A 23,199-nucleotide genomic window follows, 5' to 3' on the forward strand; every position below is an offset into this window, starting at 1 on the left:
GAAGACTGAGTGATCGGTCCGGTTGAGCGAGCTGGCCGGTCGAGCGAGCTGGGCGATCAGATCACGCCCATCGCGTCGAGCCGCTCCGGGAGGTACGTGTCGGTGACGAAATCCAGCCCGCGGCTCGCGAGCGACTGCTGTTCGGACTTCTTTCCGATATCGAGCTGCAGTTCGATCTGCTCTTCCCAGTAGTCGGTCTGGAACCGTGGGTCCTCAAGCTCGGACTCCAGGGCGTTGATGTCGGAGTCGGAAAGCGGGTCCGAGGGGAGGTCGTACTCGACGATGTCCTCCGGCTGGATCCCGACGTACTTCGCTTGCGGCGTGGCGAGGTACTTCGAGAGGTGTGCGGACTTGATCGAACCGTACGCGACGGAGCCGTAGATCCGGTAGGACCACGGGTCGCCGTCGGCGAACACGACGATCGGGACGTCGAGCTCGTCGTGGATCCGTTTCGTGATCCGACGGGTCGCTCGGGCGGGCTGACCCTTGAGGTGGATAACGAGGCAGTCGTACGCCTCGTCGAACCCGTTCTCCACGAGCCGGTCGCGCATCCCGCCGGTCTCGACGGCGAGCGCGAAGTCGATGTCGTGATCGAGGAACTCGATCATGTCCGGGTTGTTCGGGATCTGGTAGCCACCCTCCCCGACGTCCTCTTGACAGTGGATCTCGCGTTCGCCGCGGCGGGTCTGCTCGCGGATCTCCAGCGGGCCCATCAGGGTCGCCCCCGACTCCTCCGGGCGCATGTGGAAGTCCTCGCGGGTGACGCCCGTCACGACCTCCAAGTCCTCGACGAGGTCGTTCGACTCGTCCTGGCTGTTGAACTGCGCCTCGTCGTTGTTCCACGACTCGGAGAGGTAGTACAGCTCCCGCAGCGTCGACGACCGGTCGTCGTCGAGCTGGTTCGCGAGGAACTCGATCGTGTACGCGGCTTTCAACAGTTTTCGAGCCCCGCGCACGGAGTTCGCGCTCCGGGTCGAGGTCCGGTCGCCGTACGTCCAGACCCCGCTCTCCTCGTCGTATTCGATGTTGCTTTTCGTCCGGGTTGGCAGCTGCATCTCCGGGATCGATCCCGCCGCAAACTGGTCGTAGAAGTCGGCGGCCAACTCGATGAGCTCGTCTCGTGCGTCGCTGTCGGTCGTCATTTAGGCGTTCACCGTGAGTTTCTCCGTTTCGACGCCGCCGACGCTGATCTCGAACTCCGCGTCGTCGGCCGCGCAGTACGTCAGTTCCCGTTCGTCGCCCGACGGGATTTCCGGGTTCCACTGGACGAACCACTCGCCGTCCATGTCGACGACCGTCCCCTCCGAGAGGTCGGTCGGTTCGACCGTCAGGATATCCGTGATCTCAACGGTTTCGGCGACGTCCGAGTGGTTCTCGACGACGAGCGTCACCGTCTCTCCGTCCACCTCGCGCTCGACGCTCACGTTGTTCATGATCCGCGCCAACGCGGCGTCGATGTCGGGTCGTGGCCGCTCCGTGACCTCCGACACCTTGTCGGCCATCTCCGGGAGGATCCGGCCGAGGACGTCCTGTTTCTCGCGGCGCTGCTGCATCGAGCGGCGCTTGTTGAGGTACGATTTGAGCTCGCGGGCCGCCTCCCGAACAGCGAGCTCGATCTCGTCCTCTATCGCCGGGACGTTCGCGATGGCGTCCTTCGACTCGCTCGTGAACGGGACGTTCGTGGAGGCGACGTGGATCGAGATCACCGCCGGGCCGTTCGGCATCCCCGACCCGCCGGGCTGGTCGAGCCCGTAGTTCCGCCAGCCGATACCCCGGATCACGTCGGTCGTCGCGCACGCGCCGCGCTGGTACACCAGCGGGACGCGGTTCGCGAACCGGAGGAGCTCGACGCTCCCCTCCGCCGGGATCTCGCCGCCGTAGGCGATCCCGGCCTCGACGATGAACGGGTCGCCGCCGTGGACCTCGGCGTCCCGCGTCGCCGCCGCATAGAAGTCGGCGTCGTACTCCTTCCGGAGCCCGGCCTCCACGAGCTCGGCCGTGATCGGGGCGAGACAGTCGGTCGGCGGCGCGAGGATGTCCGTGTGCCGCATCGCCTCGAGGAGGTCGGCCGCGGCGTCGCGGTCCCCGGCGACCACCCGCACTTTCGGCGGGTCGTCGGGGACGGTCCGGGCGCGCGCCCACACCGCCTCGACGACGTTCTCCCGAGCCGTCTCGCCGAACGTAGCGTCGTGTTGCTCGGCCACGAACGCGGCGGCATCGGCGACGAGCCGCTCGAGGTCGTCGCGAGTGATCCGGCAGGCGGTACCGTCGAGGTCCGCGACTCGACGCGCGAGCGCCTCGGCCATCGCCCGAACCGTCTCGTCGTCCTTGCGCGTGGAGGTCGCCTCGTCGACGAGGGCGTACAGGTCGGTGACGAACACCGAGTCGGACTCTTCTACGCCGTCTTCGCCGTCCGAGTCCCCGTCCCGGCCCTCACGGTCGGTGTCAGTCGCGCCGTCGACGCCGAGTATCGCACCCCACGCGGCGTCGACCGCGTTCTCGCGGACCGTCGATCCGAACGTGCGGCCGGTGTCGTCCTCGACGCCGTCGGCGACGTTGCCGACGATCCGAACCAGCTCGGAGCGCGTCAGGTGGTCGTGGTTCCCCACCGTCTCCGCGACGCCCTCGGCGAACGCGGCGGTCGCCGCCGCGCCCTTGTTGGCGACCGCCGCCTCGATGGCGGTCTCGACGTCGTCAGCGGCCGCCGCGCTGTCCGCGAGTGTCGACCGCGCGGAAGGTGGCGACCAGGCGAGCTCCCGGCCGTAGTACCGGTCACGGAACGCGTCGATGACGCTGTCGGCGGTTTTCTTGCCGACCCGCGTGAACTCCTCTTGGAGGAACCCCGAAAGGGAGTACGACTCCGTCGCCTCCAGCATCTTGATCAATGCGCCGAGCTCGACGCCGTGCGGGTGCGGCCGGATCTCGGAGGTCTCGGCGGGCAGCTCATCCGTCGCACGCTCGAACTTCCACGGCTCGTCGAGTCCCGGTTCGCGCAGCTCGATCCGGGCGTGGGGGTTGACGACGGCGGTGTGTTTGATGTAATCGTGGAGCTGTTGGCGGGCGCGCATGTTCGCCTCCATCTCCAGTTCGATCCGGGTGCCGTGTGGGCGGTCCCAAGAGGTGGTCTCGTCGACGCTGATCTCCGGCTCGTTCGTGTCCGTATCGATGATCAGCTCGAAGTACTGCGCGTCGGACTGCCCCTTCGGCCGGGACGTGATCTTCGCCGGCTGGCCGGAGGTGAGCTGGGAGTAGAGGACCGCCGCGGAGATCCCGATCCCCTGCTGCCCGCGGTTCTGCTCGCGTTTGTGGAACCGCGAGCCGTACAGCAGCTTCCCGAACACCTTCGGGAGCTGTTCTTTCGTGATACCGGGTCCGTTGTCCTCGATCACGAGACGGTAGTAGTCGCCGACCTCCGTGATCTCGACGTAGATGTCGGGGAGAATCCCCGCCTCCTCGGTCGCGTCGAGAGCGTTGTCGACCGCCTCCTTGACGGCGGTGACGAGCCCTCGGGCACCCGAGTCGAACCCGAGCATGTGTTTGTTCTTCTCGAAGAACTCGGCGATGGAGATCTCGCGCTGGCTCTCGGCCAGCTCCTCCGCGATCCCCTCGTCCTCGCCGAGGCTCGACTGGAAGGACGTCATTCGGTAGGCTACCTTCCAGCGACGGGGATAAAAACGAACCGGCAGCGTAGCGAAAGTGGAGCAGCGGATTCCGACCGCTGTGTTGCCAGAGATTCCGCCGTCACATCAGCGACTCGGTGGATCCCACGGCGGGCGGGAGACACTTATCAGTGGGACGCGTTCCGTCGACCGTGATCGAGTTCACCCGGGCGACGTACGACGCCGTCGTGGCGCATGCCCGCGAGGGGGATCCAGCGGAGGTCTGTGGAGTGTTGGTCGGACACCGTGGCACTGACGGGGATCCGAGCGTGGTCACCCGGACGTACGAAACCGAGAACGTCGCCGAGCGGCCGAAAACCCGGTACCGGATCGACCCGGAGGCCCAGCTGGAAGCCATCGAAGCGGCCGAGGGAAACGGACTCGACGTGGTTGGGTTCTATCACTCACACCCCGCGGGACCGCCGTCGCCAAGCGACATCGACATCGGGCGCGCGACGTGGCCCGGCTACTCCTACGTGATCTGCGCGCTGGATGGGTTCCCGTTCGTCGGCTCCTGGCGATGGACTGGGGAGGATCGTCGGTTCGAACAGGAGACGGTCGGGGTGCGCGACGAGGAGTAGGCACGGCCCGAGTCAGGTCGGGGCCGACGGTAACCGCCGGGTAAATGCCCCCCGAGGCCGTAGGGGGGACCGGACCCGATGACACCCGAGCGTACGGACCCCGAGGCGAACCCCGAACCGAACGAGGGAGCCGACGGTCCGCCAGCGGACGGCGACCCCGTCACCCTCGAGGAGATCCCGACGGACCACCCCATCGTGTTGTTCGACGGCGTGTGTAACCTCTGTAACGGCGTCGTCTCCTTCCTGATACCGCGGGATCGGACGGGGCGACTCAGGTTCGCCTCGCTGCAGTCCCCGGTCGGGCAGACGTTGTTGGAACACCACGGTTTCCCGACCGAGGGGTTCGACTCGTTCGTCCTCGTCGACGGGGGCCGGACCTACACCAAATCGAGCGCGGCGATCCGGATCGCGGAGCTGCTGGGTTGGCCGTATCGAGCCGGAACCCTCGGTCGGATCGTGCCGAAGTTCCTCCGCGACCGACTGTACGACGTAGTCGCGAGCAACCGGTACGACTGGTTCGGCCGCAAGGACCAGTGCATGATCCCCGACGAGGACGTCAGCGACCGGTTCCTCTCCTGATCGCCTCCGGTGCGGATCCGATCGAGCCGGGCTCGCCCGTAGATGCCGCGCCGCGACCGATCGCGAAAAGGGTTAGTCCCACACGTCGGTATCGGTGGGTATGCACGCTCGAACGCGCGTCCGAACGGAGGGTCGCTGACGTGGTCGAGGAAGTGACGCCGGCGGAAGTCAACGAACGCGTTTCGGACGGGGACGTCCGCGTGATCGACACCCGGCCGCCGGCGCAGTTCGAACGGGGCCACATTCCCGGCGCGATCAACGTCCCGCTGGGGGAGCTCCCGTCCGAGGTCCCCCGGATGGAGTGGGACGACACCGACGTGGTCTGTGCGTGTCCGATCGGTCAGTCATCCAAACAGGCGGCGATGCTCATCAGCAGCTACGAGGCCGTCGACGACGACGTCCTCGTCGCGAGCATGGCCGGCGGCTACGAGGAGTGGGAGTTCGAACTGGAAACCGGGACGGAACCCGACGCCTGAGGCGGATCATCGCGTGGCCGTCCCTATTGCCCGACGGGCCGTATATAAGTGCTCGCCGAACCGTTCGCGAGCGACCGTGTGTTCATCACACCGCTCGACGGGTCGGATACGAACCGCTCTCGGCGGGGGTACCGGTCACGTGTGAGAGATATACGGGAGGTGAGGGATGCTGTGGTGGCGCGCCCGCGAGGTCGTCGGGCGAGCCCCGACTGCCAAGAGGGACTTCCGGTCCCTCGCTGGAGTTGCGGTCGTCCCGGAGCGAAGCGACGGGCGACCGCGACGAGGCTGGGGAGGCGTGAGGTGCGGTCCCGTTCGCTCCCGCGGTGAACTCGCGTGACTGCCGTCCGGTAGTCGCTGTGCGGGACGAGGGAGAGCAGGTCTCATCGCCGATCCGGTGGAGCCCTCACTGTCGCCGCCGTCGATCCCTTATAAATCCCCTACTGCTCTCAGCTGTTCGCTTATCAATCCCCTTCTTGGCTGGTGTATCCCATACCCGTGCGATCCGCCGTCGTCAGCCGATACGGCGGAGCCACGGCCACTGGTCCGGCCTCTTAGCTGAACCCGTCGACCGTCGCGAGCCGGTCCGATCCGGGAGTCAAGAGATCTCCCAGCAACGAGAGGGTATAAAAGGCGTTCCTCAGAACACGCCGAGGATGAACGCGAGACCCATCGCCACGAGCACCGTAGCGGTCAACAACGGCAGATACGGCGTGTACCGTTCGACCGTCTCCCGGTGACGTTCGTACCCCGCGATCAGCAGCAGCGTCGGAACGAGGATCGCGACGATGACCGCGAGGGAGTACACGAGCATCAGCTCCAAACAGAAGGCGGTCCCGGCGCAGATCGCGAGGATCTGGACCGGCTCCTCGTGAGCGAACCCCAGAAGGAGCGCCGTCCACCCGAGCGCCAGCAACCCCCGATCGGCGTCCGATTCACGGAGATGGCGGTGACCACCGCCGAACAGTCGGTTTCGGATCCGGGTTAACGGTCCACGTGGCGGGGCTTCACCGGAATGGCCGTGCTCGGAGCGGTGCGCGCGCTCGGAGCCGTGGTCAGCGTTGTGCGCGTGGTCGGACTCGTGCGCGTGAGTCTGCGTATGATCGTGATCGGACTCGTGGGCGTGACTGTGATCGTGATCGGACTCGTGGGCGTGGTTGTGCCCCGTTCCGTGCCCACTGCTCCGATATTCGTGGATCCCCAGCAGAATAAGCATGGTCCCCGCGAGATACCGCATCCACGGACCTTCGGCGAACTCCGCGAAGCGGCTGAACCAGAAGTACGCCACCACGAGTGCGACGCTGCTGACGAGATGTCCGACGCCGAGAACGAGCGCTGCGATGGCCCCGTACAGCAACGTCCGCGAACGGCCCAATCCGTAGGTCGCGGCGATCGGCCACCCGTGGTCCGGGAGCACCCCGTGAATAAGCCCGATCGCGACCACGCCGACGACGAGACCGAGATCCATACCGGACCCTCCGTCGAGCCGGTATAAAGACCCTGTTAGCACCGATCCAGGGGGATCGTAATACGTCGATACGGTGGGAAACCACAGCACCCATTCTGTCTCCCTGCGAGTACTACCGTAGACTGATGCGTACCAGCTTCAACATTCCTGACGACGTGCTCGACGAGTTCGATCGGACGTGGCAGGCGGAAGGGTTCGAGTCCCGCTCGCGGGCGGTACGAGAAGCGATGCAGGAGTATATCGAGTCACACACCCAACTGGAAGCGGTGTCGGGGGATGTCACCGCCACGCTTGCGTTCGATTATCGACACGAGGACGTGATCCGCGAGCTCCACGGCGTCCAACACGACTTCCAGGACGTCATCACGACCACGAGCCACACGCACGAGGGGGACTGGTGTCTGGAGACGGTGTTCTGTCGCGGCGAGGCGGCTCGGGTCCGCGAGCTCGTGTATCGGCTTCGCGACTTCGACGCCGTAGGACGGGTGACGGTCCTCTTTCTCCGTTCCTGACTCGGCCAGCAGTGCGGGTACGGCCGATCGGCTCACGGAGCGTCCCGAAGGGTCCGTTCGGCCCGGATCGCCGACAGGTTTCTCCCCGGTGCGTCCCTCCGTTCAGGTATGAGCGATTGGACTGCCGCGGAGATGCCGCGGCTGGACGGGATGACGGTCGTGGTGACCGGCGCGAACAGCGGGCTCGGCTTCGAGGGGACCCGCGAGTTCGCCAGACGGGGCGCGACCGTCGTGATGGCCTGCCGGAGCGTCGAGCGCGGGGAAGACGCCGCCACGGAGCTCCGCGAGACGACACCGGGCGAGCTCGCGCTCGACGTTCGCGAGTGCGACCTGGCCTCGCTCGCGTCCGTCCGCGAGTTCGCCGACGGGATGGTCGCCGACTACGACGCGGTCGATATCCTGTGTAACAACGCCGGCGTGATGGCGATCCCCAGACGTGAGACCGAGGACGGCTTCGAGACGCAGCTCGGGGTGAACCATCTCGGTCACTTCGCACTCACGGGGCGGTTGTTCCCCCTGTTGACCGCCTCGGAGGGGATCGGAGACGAGGCCGAAGCGAGAGTGGTGACCCAGTCGTCGGGCGCACACGAGACGGGCGAGATGGACTTCTCGGACCTCAACTGGGAGGAGTCGTACGGCAAGTGGAAGGCGTACGGCCGGAGCAAGCTCGCGAACCTGCTGTTCGCCTACGAGCTCCAGCGACGGGTCGAGACAGCCACGCCGGACGACGGGTCACCCGCCATCCGGAGCGTCGCCTGTCACCCCGGATACACCGACACGAACCTCCAGATCAGGACCGGCGAGGCAAGCGGGAACCCACTGTTGAAAGCCGGGATGCGCGTCGCCAACGCCGTGTTGGGACAGGACGCCGCGACCGGCGCGGAGCCGATGTTGTACGCCGCGACGGCGGACGTGAGCGGCGGCGCGTACGTCGAACCCGGCGGCCTCATGAACATGCGCGGCCACCCGGTGGTGGGACGCTCGAACGACGCCTCCTACGACCGCGTGGACGCCCGTCGACTCTGGGAGTACTCCGAGGAGGCGACGGGCGTCGAGTTCCCGTTCGAGGGGTGAACTCGGCGTCTGCCCTGCCCTCAATGGAGGGTTCCTTCCCGCACGTGGGCGTCGTAGGCGAACAGCGCGTAGCCGACCGTAACGGGGCGGTATCCGGTCTCCGCCGCGAGCGCGCGGATCGGCTCGATCATCGCGACGTAGTCCGCGGCGTCGAACGACTCTTTACGGCCGTCGAGGTACCCGATCCGCTCTAACGACGCCCACACGCGGGTGTCGACGACCGCGTGTCGGTCGCCGTCGAGTGCGGCCAGCACACACGAAGCGGTCGGCGCTTTGAACCCACGCAGGCCGGCAATGAGCTGGATCTTCGAGAAGTCTCCCTCGACCGTGAGAACGTTCCGCGTCACCTCCCGACACCGCTCTTCGGGGTTGTTTCGCACGTGGTATGCGCTCCGCGTCGACGACTCGTACGCGATGTCGTACAGCTGCTCCCGGGAGAGGCAGCCCTGCTCGCGGTACGTTTCGCCGATCGACTCCAAGCGCTCGGGCAGGACGCCCTGTGTCGACGCGTAGCGGTCGAGGTTCTCGGCGACAAAGGATTCGGGATCGCCCGGGCGGTCGGCCGGCTGATCGACTGGCGGCGCGTCGGCCGAGCGGTCGGCCGAGCGGTCGGCCGATCGTTCAGCGGGTGGATCCTCGGTCATACCGGTCGATCGGTCGGCACGGAAAAAACGGCGGCGATGGACCGCTTCGATCGGTGGAGCCGCTCGAGCGGGTGTGACACTCGGATCGCACCGGTATCGATTGGGCAGTCGCTACGCGGGCAATAATACGCAGGACACGGTTCGAGAACTGTTCGTGCGGTCGGGATCGCCGATTACAGCCGAGTGAGGTTCTTCGCGCGCGGACCCTTGTCCGCTTCCTCGATCTCGAACTCTACCTCTTGGCCTTCCTCGAGGTCCGGGCCGCCGACGTCTTCCATGTGGAAGAACACGTCCTCGTCAGCGTCGTCAGTCTCGATGAATCCGTAACCGCCAGTGTCGTTGAAGAAGTCGACCTTGCCTGTCGCCATCGCACCTGCACAAACGCGTAACCGGGACATAAGTGTTGTGTGTACGGCCACGAGTGGCTTCGGAAAGCCACGAATATCGTGCTTACACACGTTCTACTGTCATTATTCGAGAAATCGAACGTGAACCCGAACCCTCGCCGAGTGTTGCCGGCGAACCCGTCGAGACGACGGTCGTATTCGGGCCCCTGTCGACCACCGTGTAGCACCGAGGTTTGGACGGATCGACGCTTCAGATTTGAAAGTCCCAGTGGGTGAAAAGCAGAGGTATCGTAACCACAATCCGCATGAGTAGGGGGCCCGTAGAACATACATAATGAGCACCCGCACCGCACACCTCGAGATCGGTGGGATGTCCTGCTCGACCTGTTCGGGCACGGTCACGGAAGCCCTCGAATCCCTCGACGGTGTCGAGACGGCGTCGGTCAACTTCGCGACCGACGAGGGAACCGTGGAGTACGACTCCGATCGCGTCGCGCTCGCGGCGGTGTACGACGCCGTGCGTGACGCGGGGTACGACCCGGTCTCCGAGACCGCGACGGTCGGGATCGGCGGGATGTCCTGTTCGACCTGTGCCGCGACCAACGAGGACGCGATCGGCGGGGTCCACGGCGTCATCGACGTCGACGTCAACGCCGCCACCGACGAGGCGCGGGTGGAGTACAACCCGGTCGACACGGACCTCGCTGCCGTGTACGACGCGATCGACGACGCCGGCTTCGATCCGGTTCGGGAGGCGAGTGTAAGTGACGGGGCCGACGGGACGCGTGCCGGCGACCACGCCGGTGGTGGCCGAACGGGCGACGACGCCCGGCAAAGCGCGGCGGAACGGGAGCTCGCCCGCCAGCGACGCCTCGTCATCGGCGGCGGCGTCCTCACCGTTCCGTTCTGGTACCTGATGGGCGGGATGTTCGGGCTGTACGGGGTCCCCGAGTCGCTCGCCGGCGTCGAGATGGGGTGGATCGAGTTCGCGGTCGCGACGGTGCTGATGGGGACGCTCGGAAAGGAGTTCCTCGCCGGTGCGTGGCGCGCGTGGTCGAACGCCCGCGACGTCAACATGGACACGCTGGTGGCGATCGGCACCTCCGCCGGCTATCTGTTCAGCACGGCCGTCCTCCTCGGCCCGCTCGTCGGCTACCCCCTCGTCGGGGACTTCTACTTCGAGGCGGTCGCGTTCATCCTCTGGTTCATCACCGTCGGCAACTGGTTGGAGGCGCGCTCGAAGGCCCGCGCGAGCGACGCGCTCCGCGAGCTCCTCCGGATGAGCGCCGACGAAGCCACACTCGTCGACGACGACGGCACCGAGCGAACGGTTTCCGCCGACGAGATCCGGGTCGGCGACACGATGAAGATACGACCGGGGGAGAAGGTTCCCACCGACGGCGTCGTGATCGACGGCGAGAGCGCAGTCGACGAGTCGATGCTCACCGGCGAATCGGTCCCGGTCGAGAAGGGACCGGGCGACGAGGTGGTTGGCGCGACCGTCAACGAGAACGGCGTGCTCGTCGTCGAGGCGACGAAGGTCGGGAAGGACACCGCGATCCAGCAGATCGTCGAGCGGGTTCGCGAGGCGCAGTCGCGCCAGCCGGACATCCAGCGACTCGTCGACAGGGTATCGGGCGTGTTCGTTCCGGTCGTCATCGCCAACGCGCTGTTGTGGGCGGCCGTGTGGGCGCTGTTCCCCGAGACGCTCGCCGCGTTCGTGAACTGGCTCCCGCTGTGGACGCCGGTCGGCGGCGGCCCGGTCGCCGGCGGCGTGAGCGTCCTGGAGTTCTCGATGGTGGTGTTCGCCTCCGCGGTGCTCATCGCGTGTCCCTGCGCGCTGGGGTTGGCCACCCCGGCGGCGACGATGGTCGGTTCGACCATCGCCGCGACCAACGGCGTCCTGTTCAAGGGCGGTGATATCCTGGAGCGCGTCCGCGACGTCGACGTCGTCGTGTTCGACAAGACCGGCACGCTCACCCACGGCGAGATGGCGCTGACGGACGTGGTCCCGTTCGATGACGGCGAGCCGGTTCCCGATCGAACGATGGGATCGGAGGCTCCGGACGCGACCCCCGACGGCGGCGTCGCCGTCGGAGACCATGACGACCCGGCGGTCGACGACCCCGCGATCGACGATCCGACGGCCGACGATCCGATGGCTGACGACCCCGTCACGGAACCGGTTACGGACGCCGAAGCGCGACTCCTCCGGGCGGCCGCGGCCGCCGAGTCCGGCAGCGAACACCCGCTCGGCCGAGCGATCGTGGAGGGGGCCCGTGAGCGTGGAATCTCGATCGAGGACCCCGACGCGTTCGAGAACGTCCCCGGCCACGGGATCGAGGCGACGATGCCCGTCGGCGAGGTGCTCGTCGGAAACCGGGCGCTGCTCCGGGAACACGGCATCGACCTCGCGTCCGCGGAGGCGACGATGGAACGGCTCGAACGCGAGGGGAAGACCGCGATGCTCGTCGCCGTCGACGGCGAGCTGGTCGGCGTGCTCGCGACCGCGGACACCGTCCGCGAGAGCGCCCGCGAGACCGTCCAGGAGCTCCGCGACCGAGGTATTCGGGTGTCGATGCTCACCGGGGACAACGAGCGGACTGCCCGCGCCGTGGCCGAGCAGGTCGGGATCGATCCGGACCGGGTGCGCGCAGAGGTCCTCCCCGAAGACAAGGCGGACGCGATCGACGCGATCCAGGCGGACGGAAGCCGCGCGGTGATGGTGGGCGACGGCGTCAACGATGCGCCCGCGCTCACGACCGCGCACGTCGGGATCGCCATCGGCTCGGGGACGGACGTGGCGATCGAGTCCGCGGACGTGACGCTGATGCGTGACGACCCGCGGGACGTGTTGAAGGCGCTCCGGATCTCGGAGGCGACGATCACGAAGGTACGACAGAACCTGTTCTGGGCGTTCGCATACAACGCGACGCTGATCCCGGTCGCGTCGCTCGGGCTGTTGAACCCGGCGCTCGCCGGGTTCGCGATGGCCGGCTCCTCGGTGTCGGTGATGACGAACAGTCTCGCGTTCCGCCGCTGGACTCCCGATTCTGATTACCACTTCCTGCTCGCACGGCCGTTCTACCGGCTGTTCGGGTGAGAACGGCGATCAGCCGAGGGTCGTCACTCCCGCGTCGCCGTCGGGCCTTCGAGCCGTCACTCCCGCGTCGCCGTCGGGCCTTCGAGCCCCCGGAGGACCGCCGCGGTCGTCCGGATCCCGTTCTCGAAACAGTCCAGGTCCAGATGCTCGTTCGGCGAGTGGTTCCCTTGGTCGTGGTTGGCGTACGGGACGACCAGTATCGGGACGTCGGAGAGCGCGTCCAACGTTCGGAAGTAGGCGGCCGGAAGGCTCCCGCCGAGCACCGGCAGCTCGATCGGTGACGCTCCCCAGACGGACTCGAGCGCGTCCGCAACGACCGTCGCTTCGGGGGCGTCGACCGGCGTTTTCACGGGCGGGAACGTGCTCCGCTTCGTGACCGTCAACTCCGGGTTCACTGCCAACAGGTGGTCACGGATCGCCTCGAACACCGCGTCCGGGACCTGGTTCGGAACCAACCGACAGTCGAGCTTCGCGGACGCCTCGTTCGGCAGAACCGTTTTCATCCCCTCGCCTTGGTATCCCCCGGAAAGCCCGTTTATCGTCATGGTCGGGCGCGTGAGCAGCTGCTCGTAGTACGGTACCTCGCCGGCGAGCCGCGAGAGGCCGAGCTCCTCGCGGATCTCGTCGCCATCGTCGGGGATCGCGGCCACCAGCTCGCGGTCGCCGTCGGTTACCTCGATCCCGTCGTGAAAGCCGTCAACGGTGATCTCGTCGGTTCCATCGGCCCGCATCGACGAGAGCCCCGCGACGAGCTCGTTCGTCGCCGCCGGAACCGGCCCCCCGAAGTTGCCCGAGTGGAGGTCCGTGTTCGCCGTTCGGCATTCGACCTCGAACGCGAGCACGCCGCGGTTACCGTAGATGAGCGTCGGGACGCCCCGTCTGCCGGCCCCGGAGTCGTCCCCCGTCGTCCCGGAGTTGTCCCCCATCGCCCCGGAGTCGCCCGTACTCGCTTCGTCGCCGTCGAGAACGGGCCGGGCAACCGCGTGTCGCGGGCCGTCGGCGACGTACACGAGGTCGACATCGGCGAGTACGTCCGGGTCGTCGCGGAGATACGCCCGGAATCCGGCGCTCCCGCTCTCCTCCCCGCCCTCGATCAGGAGCTTCACCCGGACGTCGGGCACGGCGTCCGCGGCGCGGAGGGCATCGACGGCGAACGCGTGTGCGATGAACTGTCCCTTGTTGTCGCCGGCACCGCGGGCGTATATCGCGCCGTCGCGAACGGTCGGCTCGAAGGCGGGCGAGTCCCACTCGTCGGGATCGCCGGGCGGCTGGACGTCGTAATGGCCGTAGAACAGTACCGTCGGCACGTCCGCTCCGGGTTCCCGTCCCGCCCCGTCACGAGCGTCGGCCCCGGCGGGGTCGAACTCGGCGTACACCAGCGGATGCCGGTCCGTTTCGACCCGCGTCGCCCGGAACCCGGCAGCCTCGACCGTGTCGACCACGAGAGCCGCGGCGGCGTCCATCCCCTCCCCGGTCGTCGAGACGCTCGGCTGGGCCAACAGGTCGAACAGCCGCTCGCGGTACCCGTCGAGCCGGTCGTCTATCACGTCGCTGATCGCGCGGTCGTGGCTCATGGTCGCGAGGCCGCGGGCGACCCTCCTCGTCCTTGTGGTTGCGGCATAGCAGAACGACGAAGCGACCCGGTGTCGCGGACCGACGGGGAACGCGGAGTCGACCCGATCGTTCACCGAAACGACAAGGTGACCCCGGCTCGAACCGGTTCACATGGATACCCTCCTGGTCGTCGGCGGTAGCGGGTTCATCGGGCGGGCGATCTGCCGGCTCGCGGTCCGCGAGGGCCACGAGGTCCGGAGCGTTTCGCGGGGCGGGCGTCCCGAGACGGACGCCCCGTGGGCCGACGAGGTCTCGTGGACCAGCGCGGACCTGTTCCGACCCGACGCGTGGCGCGGCCGGCTCGACGGCGTCGACGCGGTCGTCCACTCCGTCGGGATCATCTCCGAGTCGGCCACCGCGGGGGTGACGTTCGAGCGCGTCAACGGGGACAGCGCGATCATCACGGCGCTGGAGGCGGAGCGGGCGAGCGTCGACACGTTCGTCTTCTGCTCCTCCTCGGTGAAGCCGCCCGGCGTCCGGAACGCGTACCTGACAGCGAAACGCCGGGCGGAAACCGCGATCGCCGACCTCGACGTCGACAACGTGACGATCCGGCCCGGCCCGGTGTACGGCCCCGAACAGCCGCATTTCCCAACGCCCGTGAACACGCTGTTACGGTTCATCGCCTCCGTCGACCCGCTGGCCGACCGGTTGGGCGAATCGCGTCCACTCCACGTCGACACGGTCGCGCGGGCCGCGTATCGGACCGCGCTCGATCCCGGGGAGTCGCTGCTCGACGTCGACGACATCCGGACGCTGGGGCGGTAGCAGCGGACCTCGCCGGTGGTCGGGACCCGTTCGGCAGTCGCAGCTCCCGCACCCACGTTCCGTTCGCCGCTTCCTTCCCAACCCGTGCCGCCGCCTCCCGAAGCGTTAGGGGGGTCCCACCCTACAACGCTGACGGAGCCGACCGTGGGCAACGACGACGCGCGGGTCGACATGACGACGGGGGCGATACCGCCGAGGCTGTTCAGCCTCGCGTGGCCGCTCGTCCTCGGAAACCTGCTCCAGACGCTGTACAACCTCGCGGACATGTTCTGGGTCGGCCGGGTGAGCACGGAGGCGGTCGCGGCCGTCTCGCTCATGTTCCCGCTGTCGTGGCTGTTCGTCTCGACCGCGATGGGACTCACGGCGGCGACGATCGCCCTCGTCTCGCAGTACGTCGGTGCCGGCGATGACCGCCGTGCCGACGAGGTCGTCGCCCAGACCGTGTTGCTCGCGACGGTCGTGTCCGTCGTCCTCGCGCTCGTCGGGTTCGCGACCCGTCACTGGCTGTTGTACTGGATCGGCGCGCGCGACGCGGTGTTCGTCGAGGCGCTCGCGTACATCGAGGTGATCTTCTTGACCCTCCCGCTCACCTTCCTCTTTTTCGCGTTCCGGTCTTCACTACAGGGAGCCGGCGACACGAAAACCGCGATGTGGCTGGTGGCGATCTCGGCGGGGATCAACATCGTCATCGATCCCTTCTTCATCCTCGGCTGGGGGCCCTTCCCCGCGCTCGGGACGCAGGGGGCCGCGGTCGCGACGCTTTTGGCCCGGCTGTTCGCCACCGCGATCGGGATCTGGATCCTGCTCAAGGGTGACTGGGGTGTGAAGCTGTACGTCCGTGATCTGAAGCCGAACCCGATGCTGTTACGGAAGCTGATAGACGTCGGCTACCCCGCGACGCTCGACGGGTGGGCGCGGTCGTTCGCGGCGGTCGCGATGGCCGCGCTCGTCGCGCGCTTCGGGCCGGCCGCGACCGCGGCGTACGGGATCGGCGTTCGACTGATGTCCGTCTCGTGGTCGGTCGCGGGCGCGGTCGGGCAGGCGACGGCGACGGGCGTCGGACAGAACCTCGGCGCGAACGCTCCCGATCGTGCGGCGGCAGTCACCCGTGCCGCCACCGCGGGAACGATGCTCCTCCTTGCCGTCGCTGGCGGGTTGGTTTGGCTGTTCCCCGCGGCCGCCATGGGCGTCTTCGTCGACGACCCCGAGACGATCGCCGAGGGTGTCGTCTTCCTCCGGATCGTCGCACTCTCCTGGGCGTTCTTCGGCGGGCTCATGGTGATCCAGGGCGGGTTCCGCGGCGCGGGGAACACCGGGATCGCGATGGTGCTCTCGATGCTCTCGCGATGGGTGTTCAGGATCCCGCTGGCCGCGCTGCTGGCGTTCGGGGCGGTGAGCGTCACGTTCGGCGGGGTCGAAGTCGGTCCGATCGCGGTCCCGGAGATAGCGCTGGGGTACACCGGACTCGACTGGGGCGTCGCGGGGCTCTGGTGGGCGTACGCGGCCGCCGCAGTCGCCTCGTTCGTCGTCGGCGTTGCGTGGTTCCTCAGGGGGACGTGGCGAGAGGGCGTGATCGAGGACGACGAGGAAGCGGCGGAGAAGGGGTCCGTCGCGGGCACGACGGACGACTGAGCACGCCGCGGTGACCTATTTAAACCCTCAGGAGGAGAGACGCTCTGTCCCGTTTTCGGTCAGTGGCAGTTCGAGGGTGGATTTCGGGCGTCGGTATCGCAACACGTGCGATCGGATGTTTATAAGTGAACGAGCGGTGTCGCGTTCAGTCGAACTCGGTGACGACTTCGATCCCGTCGACGCCGTACCCGTCCATGGCCGCGAGGCGGTCCGAAACCTCCGAGAGGGCCAGCTCGCGGCTGACGAGGTCTCCCGGGTCGATCCCGGTCGCCTCGATGAGATCGAAGAGGGCGTCGTAGTTACTCGGCGGCATCCCGCGCGAGCCGACGAACGACACCTCCCAGCGCGTCATCCGGTCCGTCGGCAACGAGACCTCGCCGCGTTCGGCGTCCGTCGTCAGGCCGATCTGGACGTGCGTGCCCCGTGGACGGACCGAGCGCACCGAGTTCCGACACGTCTCGGCGATTCCGAGCGCATCGACGGAGATGTCGACGCCGCCATCCGTGAGTTCGCGGATCCGGTTGGGAACTGACGCGTCGACGTCGTTGGCGTTGGCGTCGGCGTCGTTGGCGTCGGCGTCGTTGGCGTCGGCGTCGTTAGCGTCGGCGTCGTTAGCGTCGTCAGTGCCGTCGCTGATAGAATCGCCGTCGTCGGCCGAATGTGGGGAAACGAGCTCGTCGGCACCGAGCGCGGCGGCCCGGTCCAGCGCGTCGTCGTCGATGTCGACTGCGACGACATGGGCCCCGAGCGCACGTCCGATCTGGACCGCGGAGAGCCCGACACCACCACACCCGTGGACCGCGAGACTCTCGCCCGCGGCCAGTTCGGCACGCTCGGCGAGCGCGTGATACGCGGTCATGTATCGACAGCCGAGCGCCGCCGCGTCGCGTGCGGAGAGCCATGACGGTCGTTCGACGAGATTGTAGTCGGCGTTCGGGACGGCGACCCGTTCCGCGAACGCGCCGGGGGTATCGGATTCGAACCCGAGCGCCCGGCCGTCCGAACACACGTTCCCGTATCCTTGCCGACAGTACTCACAGGTTCCATCGCCGAGCGAGAAGGGAACGACGACGCGATCGCCGGGCGCGAACCGTTCGACGGCTTCGCCGACGGCGACGACCTCCCCCGCGGGTTCGTGGCCGAGGATCTGTCCCCGAGGGACCCTATCGTCCGCCCATTCGCCGTGGCCCTTCCACGCGTGCCAGTCGCTCCGACAGACCCCACAGGCCTCGACGCGAACGACGACGCCGTCCCGATCCGGATCGGGGTCCGGCACGTCCCGAAGGGTCAGCGGTTCCCCGTGCTCCCGAAGCACTGCGGCGTGCATGTCCGTCGATTCGACCGGTCGCATGAAAGAGGTATGCCCTCCGAAACGACCCGATGCGTTCGGGGAGCACGGCGAGACGGATCGGACGGACCCGTGTCGAGGGGACGAACAAACCCGTGTCGAGGGGACGAACAAACCCGAGTTCCGATGAACCGTCACCGTCCTCGCTCAGCGGTTTTCTTTCGCGATCTCAAGGGAGATGAAGAACCCGAAGTACGCAGGGATCCCAGTCAGCATGAACATGTAGTACGCCCAGGTCGGCGCGTCGACGAAGACGAAATCGAACAGCAGCGAGACGAGCGTCACCCACGCGAGCGCGAACACGAGGTCGTGAAACATACCAGTGCGGTTCTCGGAGACGTGCGAGCGGAGGCGATCCGCGATGCTCGGGTCGGGATCGTCCGCCTCCGGTGTGTTCGTGTCGGTCATGAGCGTGTCTCGGGGCGAGACAGGGTCGGTCTTTCGGGATCGGTTCGGGTGTTCGAGGTGAGGGGCTCGCTACCGCCCCTCGACGTAGTCGACGACGAACACCGGGACGTGTGTCGACCGGAGGGTGCGCTCCGTGACGCTGCCCAGCAACGCGCGACGGACGCCGGAGCGACCGTGGCTCCCCATCACGATGAGGTCGATGTCGTTGTTCCGTGCGTAGTTGGCGATCACGTCGTGGGGCTGACCGCCCGCGTGTCGTTCGACGAACTCGAGTCCCGCTTCCTCGGCCCGATCTCGGACGAAATCGGTCGCTTCCGCGGCGTCCTCGGCGAGTTCGGTCATCTCGCCGAACTTCCCCTGACGGATCCGGTCTACTTGCTCGGTCCCGAGACTGTACGCGACCATGTCCGTATCGGCCACGAACAGGGCATGCACTTCCGCGCCGTACTTTTCGGCCAGATCGATCGCGTGGTGGACCGCGTTGTTCGCCACGTCGCTGCCGTCGGTCGGAACGAGTATCTTGTCGTACATGATCAGTCGTCCGCGGGTGCGTCGTCGATCTTCTCGGAAACGACCTGTGCGGCCGTCTTGTCCTTCGGCATCGGTTCAGGGCTGTGACACTGGCGGACCATCCGCTTGGTCCGCAGCGGCGGCTCGTCGGTGACGTACGAGACGAAGATCGTGATCGCGAACACGAGCGGCACGCCGATCAGTCCGGACCCAACCGCGGGCATCCACGTCTCGAGGAACCCGATCCCCAGACCCGCCCCCCCGTTGACCAGCCCGAATTGGCCCTCGTTGAACATGGGGATGAACCAAATGACGATCCCGCTCGTCATGCCGGCGAGCGCGCCCGGACGGTTCGTGTTCTCCCACCAGAGCCCGAGGAAGAACATCGGGAACAACACGATCGCGGCCAGCGAGAACGCGAAGGAGACGAGCGCGGCGATCGGTGCCTGCGGGTTGAGTGCGAACAGGATCGTCAAGAGTCCGATCCCGACGATGCTCAGCCGACCGACGAGCACCTGCTGGCGCTGGGTCGCGTCCTCGTTGATGATGTTCGCGTAGATGTCGTGGGAGATCGCCGACGAGGCGGCGATGAACAGCCCCGCCGTCGTCGCGACGGCGGCCGCGATGCCGCCCGCGGCAACGAACCCGACCAGCCACGTCGGGAGGTTCGCGAGCTGGGCGGCGAGCACGACGATGACGTCGGCTGCGGCCTCGCTCATACCTGGATCACCGTACGTCGGGCCGAACGGCGAGTTGGTGTACAGGTCGGTCCCGAACGCCGCGAACGCGGGCGCGGAGAGGTACAGCACGGCGATGAAGAACAACCCCCAGGTGCAGGACCACCGGGCGGTCCGCTCGTTCTCGACGGTGTAGAACCGGACGAGCACGTGTGGCAGCCCACAGGTGCCGAACGCGAGGCTGAAACAGGTCGCGATCCAGAGGTAGTAGCTGCCGCCGGCGAACGGTGCGGAGAACTCGGTGCTCAGCTCGCTTATCAACATCCCGTACTCGATCTGCGGGAGGATCGTCGAGTACCCGGCCGACCATCCCGTGGCCAGCAGGCCGATGAGGAACGCGCCGATGAGGATGACGTACTGGAGCGCCATGTTCTTCGTCGCACCGAGCATCCCTGAGAGGGTGAGGTACGCGATGGTGACGAGCATGAACAGCACCATCATCGCCTGGTAGGCGCTGAGTCCCGGCAGGGCGATCACGTTGTTGATATCGCCGAGGACGTACATCCCGACGAGGCCCATGCCGCGCGCCTGTCCGAGCGCGTAGACGAACCCGATAAGGAACGTCGTGATCGCCGCGAGCGCGCGGGCGGTGTCGGAGTTGAACCGGTCGCCCACGAAGTCGGGCGCGGTGTACTTCCCGAACCGCCGCATCTGCGCGGCCATGAAGATGAGCAGCACGAAGTACCCCGTCGTCCAGCCGACGACGTACGCGAGCCCGTACACGCCGGAAAGAGCGATGAGGGCCGCCATCCCGAGGTACGACGCTGCGGACATCCAGTTCGCACCGATCGCCATCCCGTTCTCGATGTTCCCGATCGAGCGTCCGGCGACCCACATGTCGTCGGTGTCGGCGACCTTGAACGCGAACCCGACCGCGAGGAACAGCGCCATCATTGAGACGACGATGACACCTGGAACGAGCTTGAATCCGATGTCGAGTCCCTCCGGAAGCAGTTCGTCGGCCTGCATGAGGACGGCCGTGGGAGTCACTCCTCGACACCCCCGTCAGCGGCCGCCGCGGCGTCCGTGTCGCCACCTGCGGCCCGCGCCTCGTTGTCGACCTGCTCGATCCCGTACTTCTCGTCGATCGCGTCCCGCTTTTTCGCGTACCACACCGAAAGCAGCAGGGCGGCCGTCGGACCGCCGATAGCGATCGAGAAGTAGTGGAACGGGAACCCGATCACCGGCATCGCGGTCGTCATCAGGTCGGGCGCGATTCGGGTCGCCGTGATCGGCCCGAACGTGGTGACAACCCAGACGGCGAAGCCGATCCAGATCACCCGAAGGTGGTCCTTCATAAACGGCGTCGCCGGATTCAAGAGGTTGATCTCCACTTCGAGGTAGTCCATCTCCTGTTCTCGTTGCACGTCGCTGGCACCGCCGTCGGTCCGGAGGCGCTCGTCGTCCTCGTGGTGGCTTCCCACGGAAGCCGACTGTGAGTTGTTGTCTGTCATGGATCGTGTGTTGGCTGATCTCGTGTCGATTCGAGTGGTTTCGACTCGTCTCGTAACGGAACGTTTCGATCGGACGGGATGAAATCGGGACCGCCGACTGGAGTGTCCCTGGCCCGCCGGTCAGTTACCTACCTGCTTCTGGATATCGTCGACGATCTCGGGGTTCCGAAGCGTGCTGGTGTTCCCGATCTCCTCGCCGTCCGCGATGTTCTCCAAGAGTCGGCGCATGATCTTCCCGGACCGAGTCTTCGGGAGGTCGGGTGTGAACACGACTTGTTCCGGCCGCGCGATCGGTCCGATCGCGTCCTCGACGCCGGCGATGATCCGCTCACGCAGGTCGTCGTCCCCCTCGTAGCCGTCCTCGGTGATGACGTACGCGTACACGGCCTCGCCTTTGATGTCGTGGTTCCCGCCCACGACCGCCGCCTCGGCGACTCCCTCGACGCCGACGATGGCCGACTCGATCTCCATGGTTCCGAGTCGATGGCCGGAAACGTTGATCACGTCGTCGACCCGTCCGAGCACGGTGATGTAGCCGTCCTCGTCGATCTTCGCGCCGTCCTCCGGGAAGTACACCCAGTCGTCGGGATCGTCGCTGTCCGTGTCGGAGTACTCCGCCCAGTACTCGTTGATGAACCGCTCGTCGTTGCGGTACAGCGTGCGGAGCATACCGGGCCACGGCTTGTTGACCGTGAGATAGCCGGCCTGTCCGGGCTCGACCTCCTCGCCCATCGTGTCGACGATCCGGACGTCGACGCCGGGCAGCGGCGGGCCGGCCGCCCCGGGTTTCATGTCCTTGAGTCCAGGGAGCGTGGTGATCATCATTCCGCCGGTCTCCGTCTGCCACCACGTGTCGACGACGGGACACTCCTCGTCGCCGATGTGTGTGTAGTACCACTTCCACGCGCGCGGATTGATCGGCTCGCCGACCGTCCCGAGCAGCCGCAGCGAGGAGAGGTCGTGCCGGTCGGGGAACTCCGTGCCCCACTTCATGAACGCCCGGATCGCGGTCGGGGCCGTGTACAGCTGGGTCGCGTCGTACTCGTCGACGATCTCCCACAGCCGGTCCTGTTCGGGATGGTCCGGCGTCCCCTCGTACATCATCGTGGTCGTGCCGAGCGCGAGCGGGCCGTAGACGATGTACGAGTGGCCGGTTATCCAGCCGATGTCGGCCGAACAGAAGTACGTGTCTTCCGGCTTGATGTCGAGGACCGCCTGTGAGGTCCACGACACCCACGAGAGGTAGCCGCCCGTCGTGTGTTTCACGCCCTTCGGCTTCCCCGTCGTGCCGGAGGTGTACATCAGGAACAGCATGTCCTCCGCGTCGCGAGTGACCGGGTCGACGTCCGCGCCGGCGTGTTCCTCGACCAGCGTGTCGTAATCGAGCTGGTCGTCCCCGAGGTCGTGACCGAAGTCGTCGTCGTTGGGACCGAGGCGGTCGACGACGACCGTCGTCGTCTCCCCCTCGACGCCCGCGAGTCCCTCGTTCGCCTTGTCGAGGTGGTCGAGCGGGTCGCCGCGGCGGTAGTAGCCGTCACAGGTGACGAGGTACTCGGAGTCCGCCGCGTTCATCCGCGTCGCGAGCGCGTCCGCGGAGAAGCCGGCGAACACGACGCTATGGGGCGCGCCGATCCGGGCACAGGCCAACATCGCCACCGGCAGCTCCGGGATCATCGGCATGTACATGGTGACGACATCGTCCTCCTCGACGCCCTGTGCGCGCAGCGCGGCCGCGAACTCGTTCACTTCGCGATGGAGCTGCTCGTAGGTGTACGTCCGGTTCGCCTCGTCGACCGGCTCGCCCACCCACTCGATGGCGACCTCGTCGCCGCGGTCCTCGAGGTGACGGTCCAGACAGTTCGCGGAGGCGTTCAGCTCCCCATCGGTGAACCACTCGAAAAATGGCGGGTTCGAGTCGTCGAGCACTTGGTCGTAGTCGGTCTCCCAGTCGAGGAGCTCGGCCGCGGCCTCCCAACACTCGGGCCAGTTCTCCTCGAACTCCTCGTACACGTCGGGATCGGTGACGTTCGCGCCCGATACGAACGAGTCGGACGGCTCGAACACCTCCCCCTCCGCGAGTCTCGCTTCCAGTTGACCGTCTTCGGCTGTCATGTGTACGGTCATACACAGCGAACACCCCCACATAAACAACCACCCTAAATACGAAAAACCATGAAGGATCCGCTTCGATCCGTAGGGTTCTACGACCGGGTCGTCCGCAGTTCGGCCTCGAGTACGTGTTTAGCCCGGGCTGATTTCGTCACTGTCTCGTAGATAGAGACACGCGG

The 23,199-nt window shown here is 66.9% G+C and carries 20 protein-coding genes; 8 read left to right on the forward strand and 12 right to left on the reverse strand.

Features of this window, described 5'->3' with window-relative positions:
- Positions 1 to 56: 56 nt before the first annotated feature.
- The gene (locus ACZ5TV_RS14670) at positions 57 to 1,142 is read right to left on the reverse strand and encodes a DNA topoisomerase IV subunit A (RefSeq protein ID WP_379780703.1); all 1,086 of its coding nucleotides are present in this window, start codon (positions 1,140 to 1,142) and stop codon (positions 57 to 59) included.
- Entirely contained in the window at positions 1,143 to 3,641 is a 2,499-nt protein-coding gene (locus ACZ5TV_RS14675; RefSeq protein WP_464383946.1) for a DNA topoisomerase VI subunit B, read from the reverse strand. It abuts the gene before it with no gap.
- A 170-nt stretch (positions 3,642 to 3,811) separates the two neighbouring features.
- Here ACZ5TV_RS14675 and ACZ5TV_RS14680 point away from each other — a divergent pair, with 170 nt between their 5' ends.
- The 3 genes from ACZ5TV_RS14680 to ACZ5TV_RS14690 all read left to right on the forward strand — a co-directional run bounded on the left by ACZ5TV_RS14680 (position 3,812) and on the right by ACZ5TV_RS14690 (position 5,295).
- The gene (locus tag ACZ5TV_RS14680; protein ID WP_379780084.1) at positions 3,812 to 4,240 is read left to right on the forward strand and encodes a desampylase; all 429 of its coding nucleotides are present in this window, start codon (positions 3,812 to 3,814) and stop codon (positions 4,238 to 4,240) included.
- Between the two features lie 78 nt (positions 4,241 to 4,318).
- On the forward strand, positions 4,319 to 4,819 hold the full coding sequence (locus tag ACZ5TV_RS14685) for a thiol-disulfide oxidoreductase DCC family protein (RefSeq protein ID WP_379780078.1): 501 nt from the start codon (positions 4,319 to 4,321) through the stop codon (positions 4,817 to 4,819).
- Between the two features lie 140 nt (positions 4,820 to 4,959).
- Positions 4,960 to 5,295, forward strand: a complete 336-nt coding sequence (locus ACZ5TV_RS14690) for a rhodanese-like domain-containing protein (protein ID WP_379780075.1) — start codon at positions 4,960 to 4,962, stop codon at positions 5,293 to 5,295.
- Positions 5,296 to 5,932: 637 nt separating this feature from the next.
- Here the strand turns inward: ACZ5TV_RS14690 and ACZ5TV_RS14695 are convergent.
- Positions 5,933 to 6,760: a sulfite exporter TauE/SafE family protein gene (locus ACZ5TV_RS14695; protein WP_379780074.1), complete on the reverse strand. Its 828-nt coding sequence runs from the start codon at positions 6,758 to 6,760 to the stop codon at positions 5,933 to 5,935.
- A 125-nt stretch (positions 6,761 to 6,885) separates the two neighbouring features.
- On the opposite strand from ACZ5TV_RS14695, the gene ACZ5TV_RS14700 reads away from it, so the two are divergent.
- A complete protein-coding gene (locus tag ACZ5TV_RS14700; protein WP_379780072.1) occupies positions 6,886 to 7,272 on the forward strand; it encodes a CopG family ribbon-helix-helix protein in 387 nt (128 codons plus the stop codon).
- A gap of 108 nt (positions 7,273 to 7,380) precedes the next feature.
- Complete coding sequence (locus tag ACZ5TV_RS14705) at positions 7,381 to 8,346, forward strand: oxidoreductase (RefSeq protein WP_379780070.1); 966 nt, start codon at positions 7,381 to 7,383, stop codon at positions 8,344 to 8,346.
- A 20-nt stretch (positions 8,347 to 8,366) separates the two neighbouring features.
- Here the strand turns inward: ACZ5TV_RS14705 and ACZ5TV_RS14710 are convergent, their stop codons facing one another.
- Both ACZ5TV_RS14710 and ACZ5TV_RS14715 read right to left on the reverse strand, forming a co-directional pair.
- Positions 8,367 to 8,990, reverse strand: a complete 624-nt coding sequence (locus ACZ5TV_RS14710; RefSeq protein ID WP_379780068.1) for a hypothetical protein — start codon at positions 8,988 to 8,990, stop codon at positions 8,367 to 8,369.
- Positions 8,991 to 9,163: 173 nt separating this feature from the next.
- On the reverse strand, positions 9,164 to 9,358 hold the full coding sequence (locus ACZ5TV_RS14715) for a cold-shock protein (RefSeq protein WP_095635894.1): 195 nt from the start codon (positions 9,356 to 9,358) through the stop codon (positions 9,164 to 9,166).
- A gap of 313 nt (positions 9,359 to 9,671) precedes the next feature.
- Here ACZ5TV_RS14715 and ACZ5TV_RS14720 point away from each other — a divergent pair, with 313 nt between their 5' ends.
- Entirely contained in the window at positions 9,672 to 12,440 is a 2,769-nt protein-coding gene (locus tag ACZ5TV_RS14720; protein ID WP_379780066.1) for a heavy metal translocating P-type ATPase, read from the forward strand.
- Positions 12,441 to 12,496: 56 nt separating this feature from the next.
- Here ACZ5TV_RS14720 and ACZ5TV_RS14725 read toward each other — a convergent pair whose 3' ends face one another.
- A complete protein-coding gene (locus ACZ5TV_RS14725; protein WP_379780064.1) occupies positions 12,497 to 14,014 on the reverse strand; it encodes a M20/M25/M40 family metallo-hydrolase in 1,518 nt (505 codons plus the stop codon).
- Positions 14,015 to 14,165: 151 nt separating this feature from the next.
- Between ACZ5TV_RS14725 and ACZ5TV_RS14730 the strand changes: the two genes are divergently transcribed.
- Positions 14,166 to 14,822: an NAD-dependent epimerase/dehydratase family protein gene (locus ACZ5TV_RS14730; RefSeq protein ID WP_379780061.1), complete on the forward strand. Its 657-nt coding sequence runs from the start codon at positions 14,166 to 14,168 to the stop codon at positions 14,820 to 14,822.
- Positions 14,823 to 14,993: 171 nt separating this feature from the next.
- A complete protein-coding gene (locus ACZ5TV_RS14735; protein WP_464384350.1) occupies positions 14,994 to 16,454 on the forward strand; it encodes an MATE family efflux transporter in 1,461 nt (486 codons plus the stop codon).
- A 145-nt stretch (positions 16,455 to 16,599) separates the two neighbouring features.
- Here the strand turns inward: ACZ5TV_RS14735 and ACZ5TV_RS14740 are convergent, their stop codons facing one another.
- The 6 genes from ACZ5TV_RS14740 to acs all read right to left on the reverse strand — a co-directional run bounded on the left by ACZ5TV_RS14740 (position 16,600) and on the right by acs (position 23,023).
- A complete protein-coding gene (locus ACZ5TV_RS14740; protein WP_379781277.1) occupies positions 16,600 to 17,781 on the reverse strand; it encodes an alcohol dehydrogenase catalytic domain-containing protein in 1,182 nt (393 codons plus the stop codon).
- Between the two features lie 168 nt (positions 17,782 to 17,949).
- The gene (locus ACZ5TV_RS14745; RefSeq protein ID WP_379781269.1) at positions 17,950 to 18,210 is read right to left on the reverse strand and encodes a hypothetical protein; all 261 of its coding nucleotides are present in this window, start codon (positions 18,208 to 18,210) and stop codon (positions 17,950 to 17,952) included.
- Between the two features lie 69 nt (positions 18,211 to 18,279).
- Entirely contained in the window at positions 18,280 to 18,741 is a 462-nt protein-coding gene (locus ACZ5TV_RS14750; protein WP_379781266.1) for a universal stress protein, read from the reverse strand.
- A 2-nt stretch (positions 18,742 to 18,743) separates the two neighbouring features.
- Positions 18,744 to 20,426, reverse strand: coding sequence for a VC_2705 family sodium/solute symporter (locus ACZ5TV_RS14755; RefSeq protein WP_379781275.1), 1,683 nt, complete (start codon positions 20,424 to 20,426; stop codon positions 18,744 to 18,746).
- A 17-nt stretch (positions 20,427 to 20,443) separates the two neighbouring features.
- A complete protein-coding gene (locus ACZ5TV_RS14760) occupies positions 20,444 to 20,911 on the reverse strand; it encodes a DUF4212 domain-containing protein (protein ID WP_379781264.1) in 468 nt (155 codons plus the stop codon).
- Between the two features lie 120 nt (positions 20,912 to 21,031).
- On the reverse strand, positions 21,032 to 23,023 hold the full coding sequence (gene acs, locus ACZ5TV_RS14765) for an acetate--CoA ligase (protein WP_379781273.1): 1,992 nt from the start codon (positions 23,021 to 23,023) through the stop codon (positions 21,032 to 21,034).
- Positions 23,024 to 23,199 lie beyond the last annotated feature (176 nt).

It is taken from the genome of Halorubrum tibetense, from assembly GCF_055396225.1.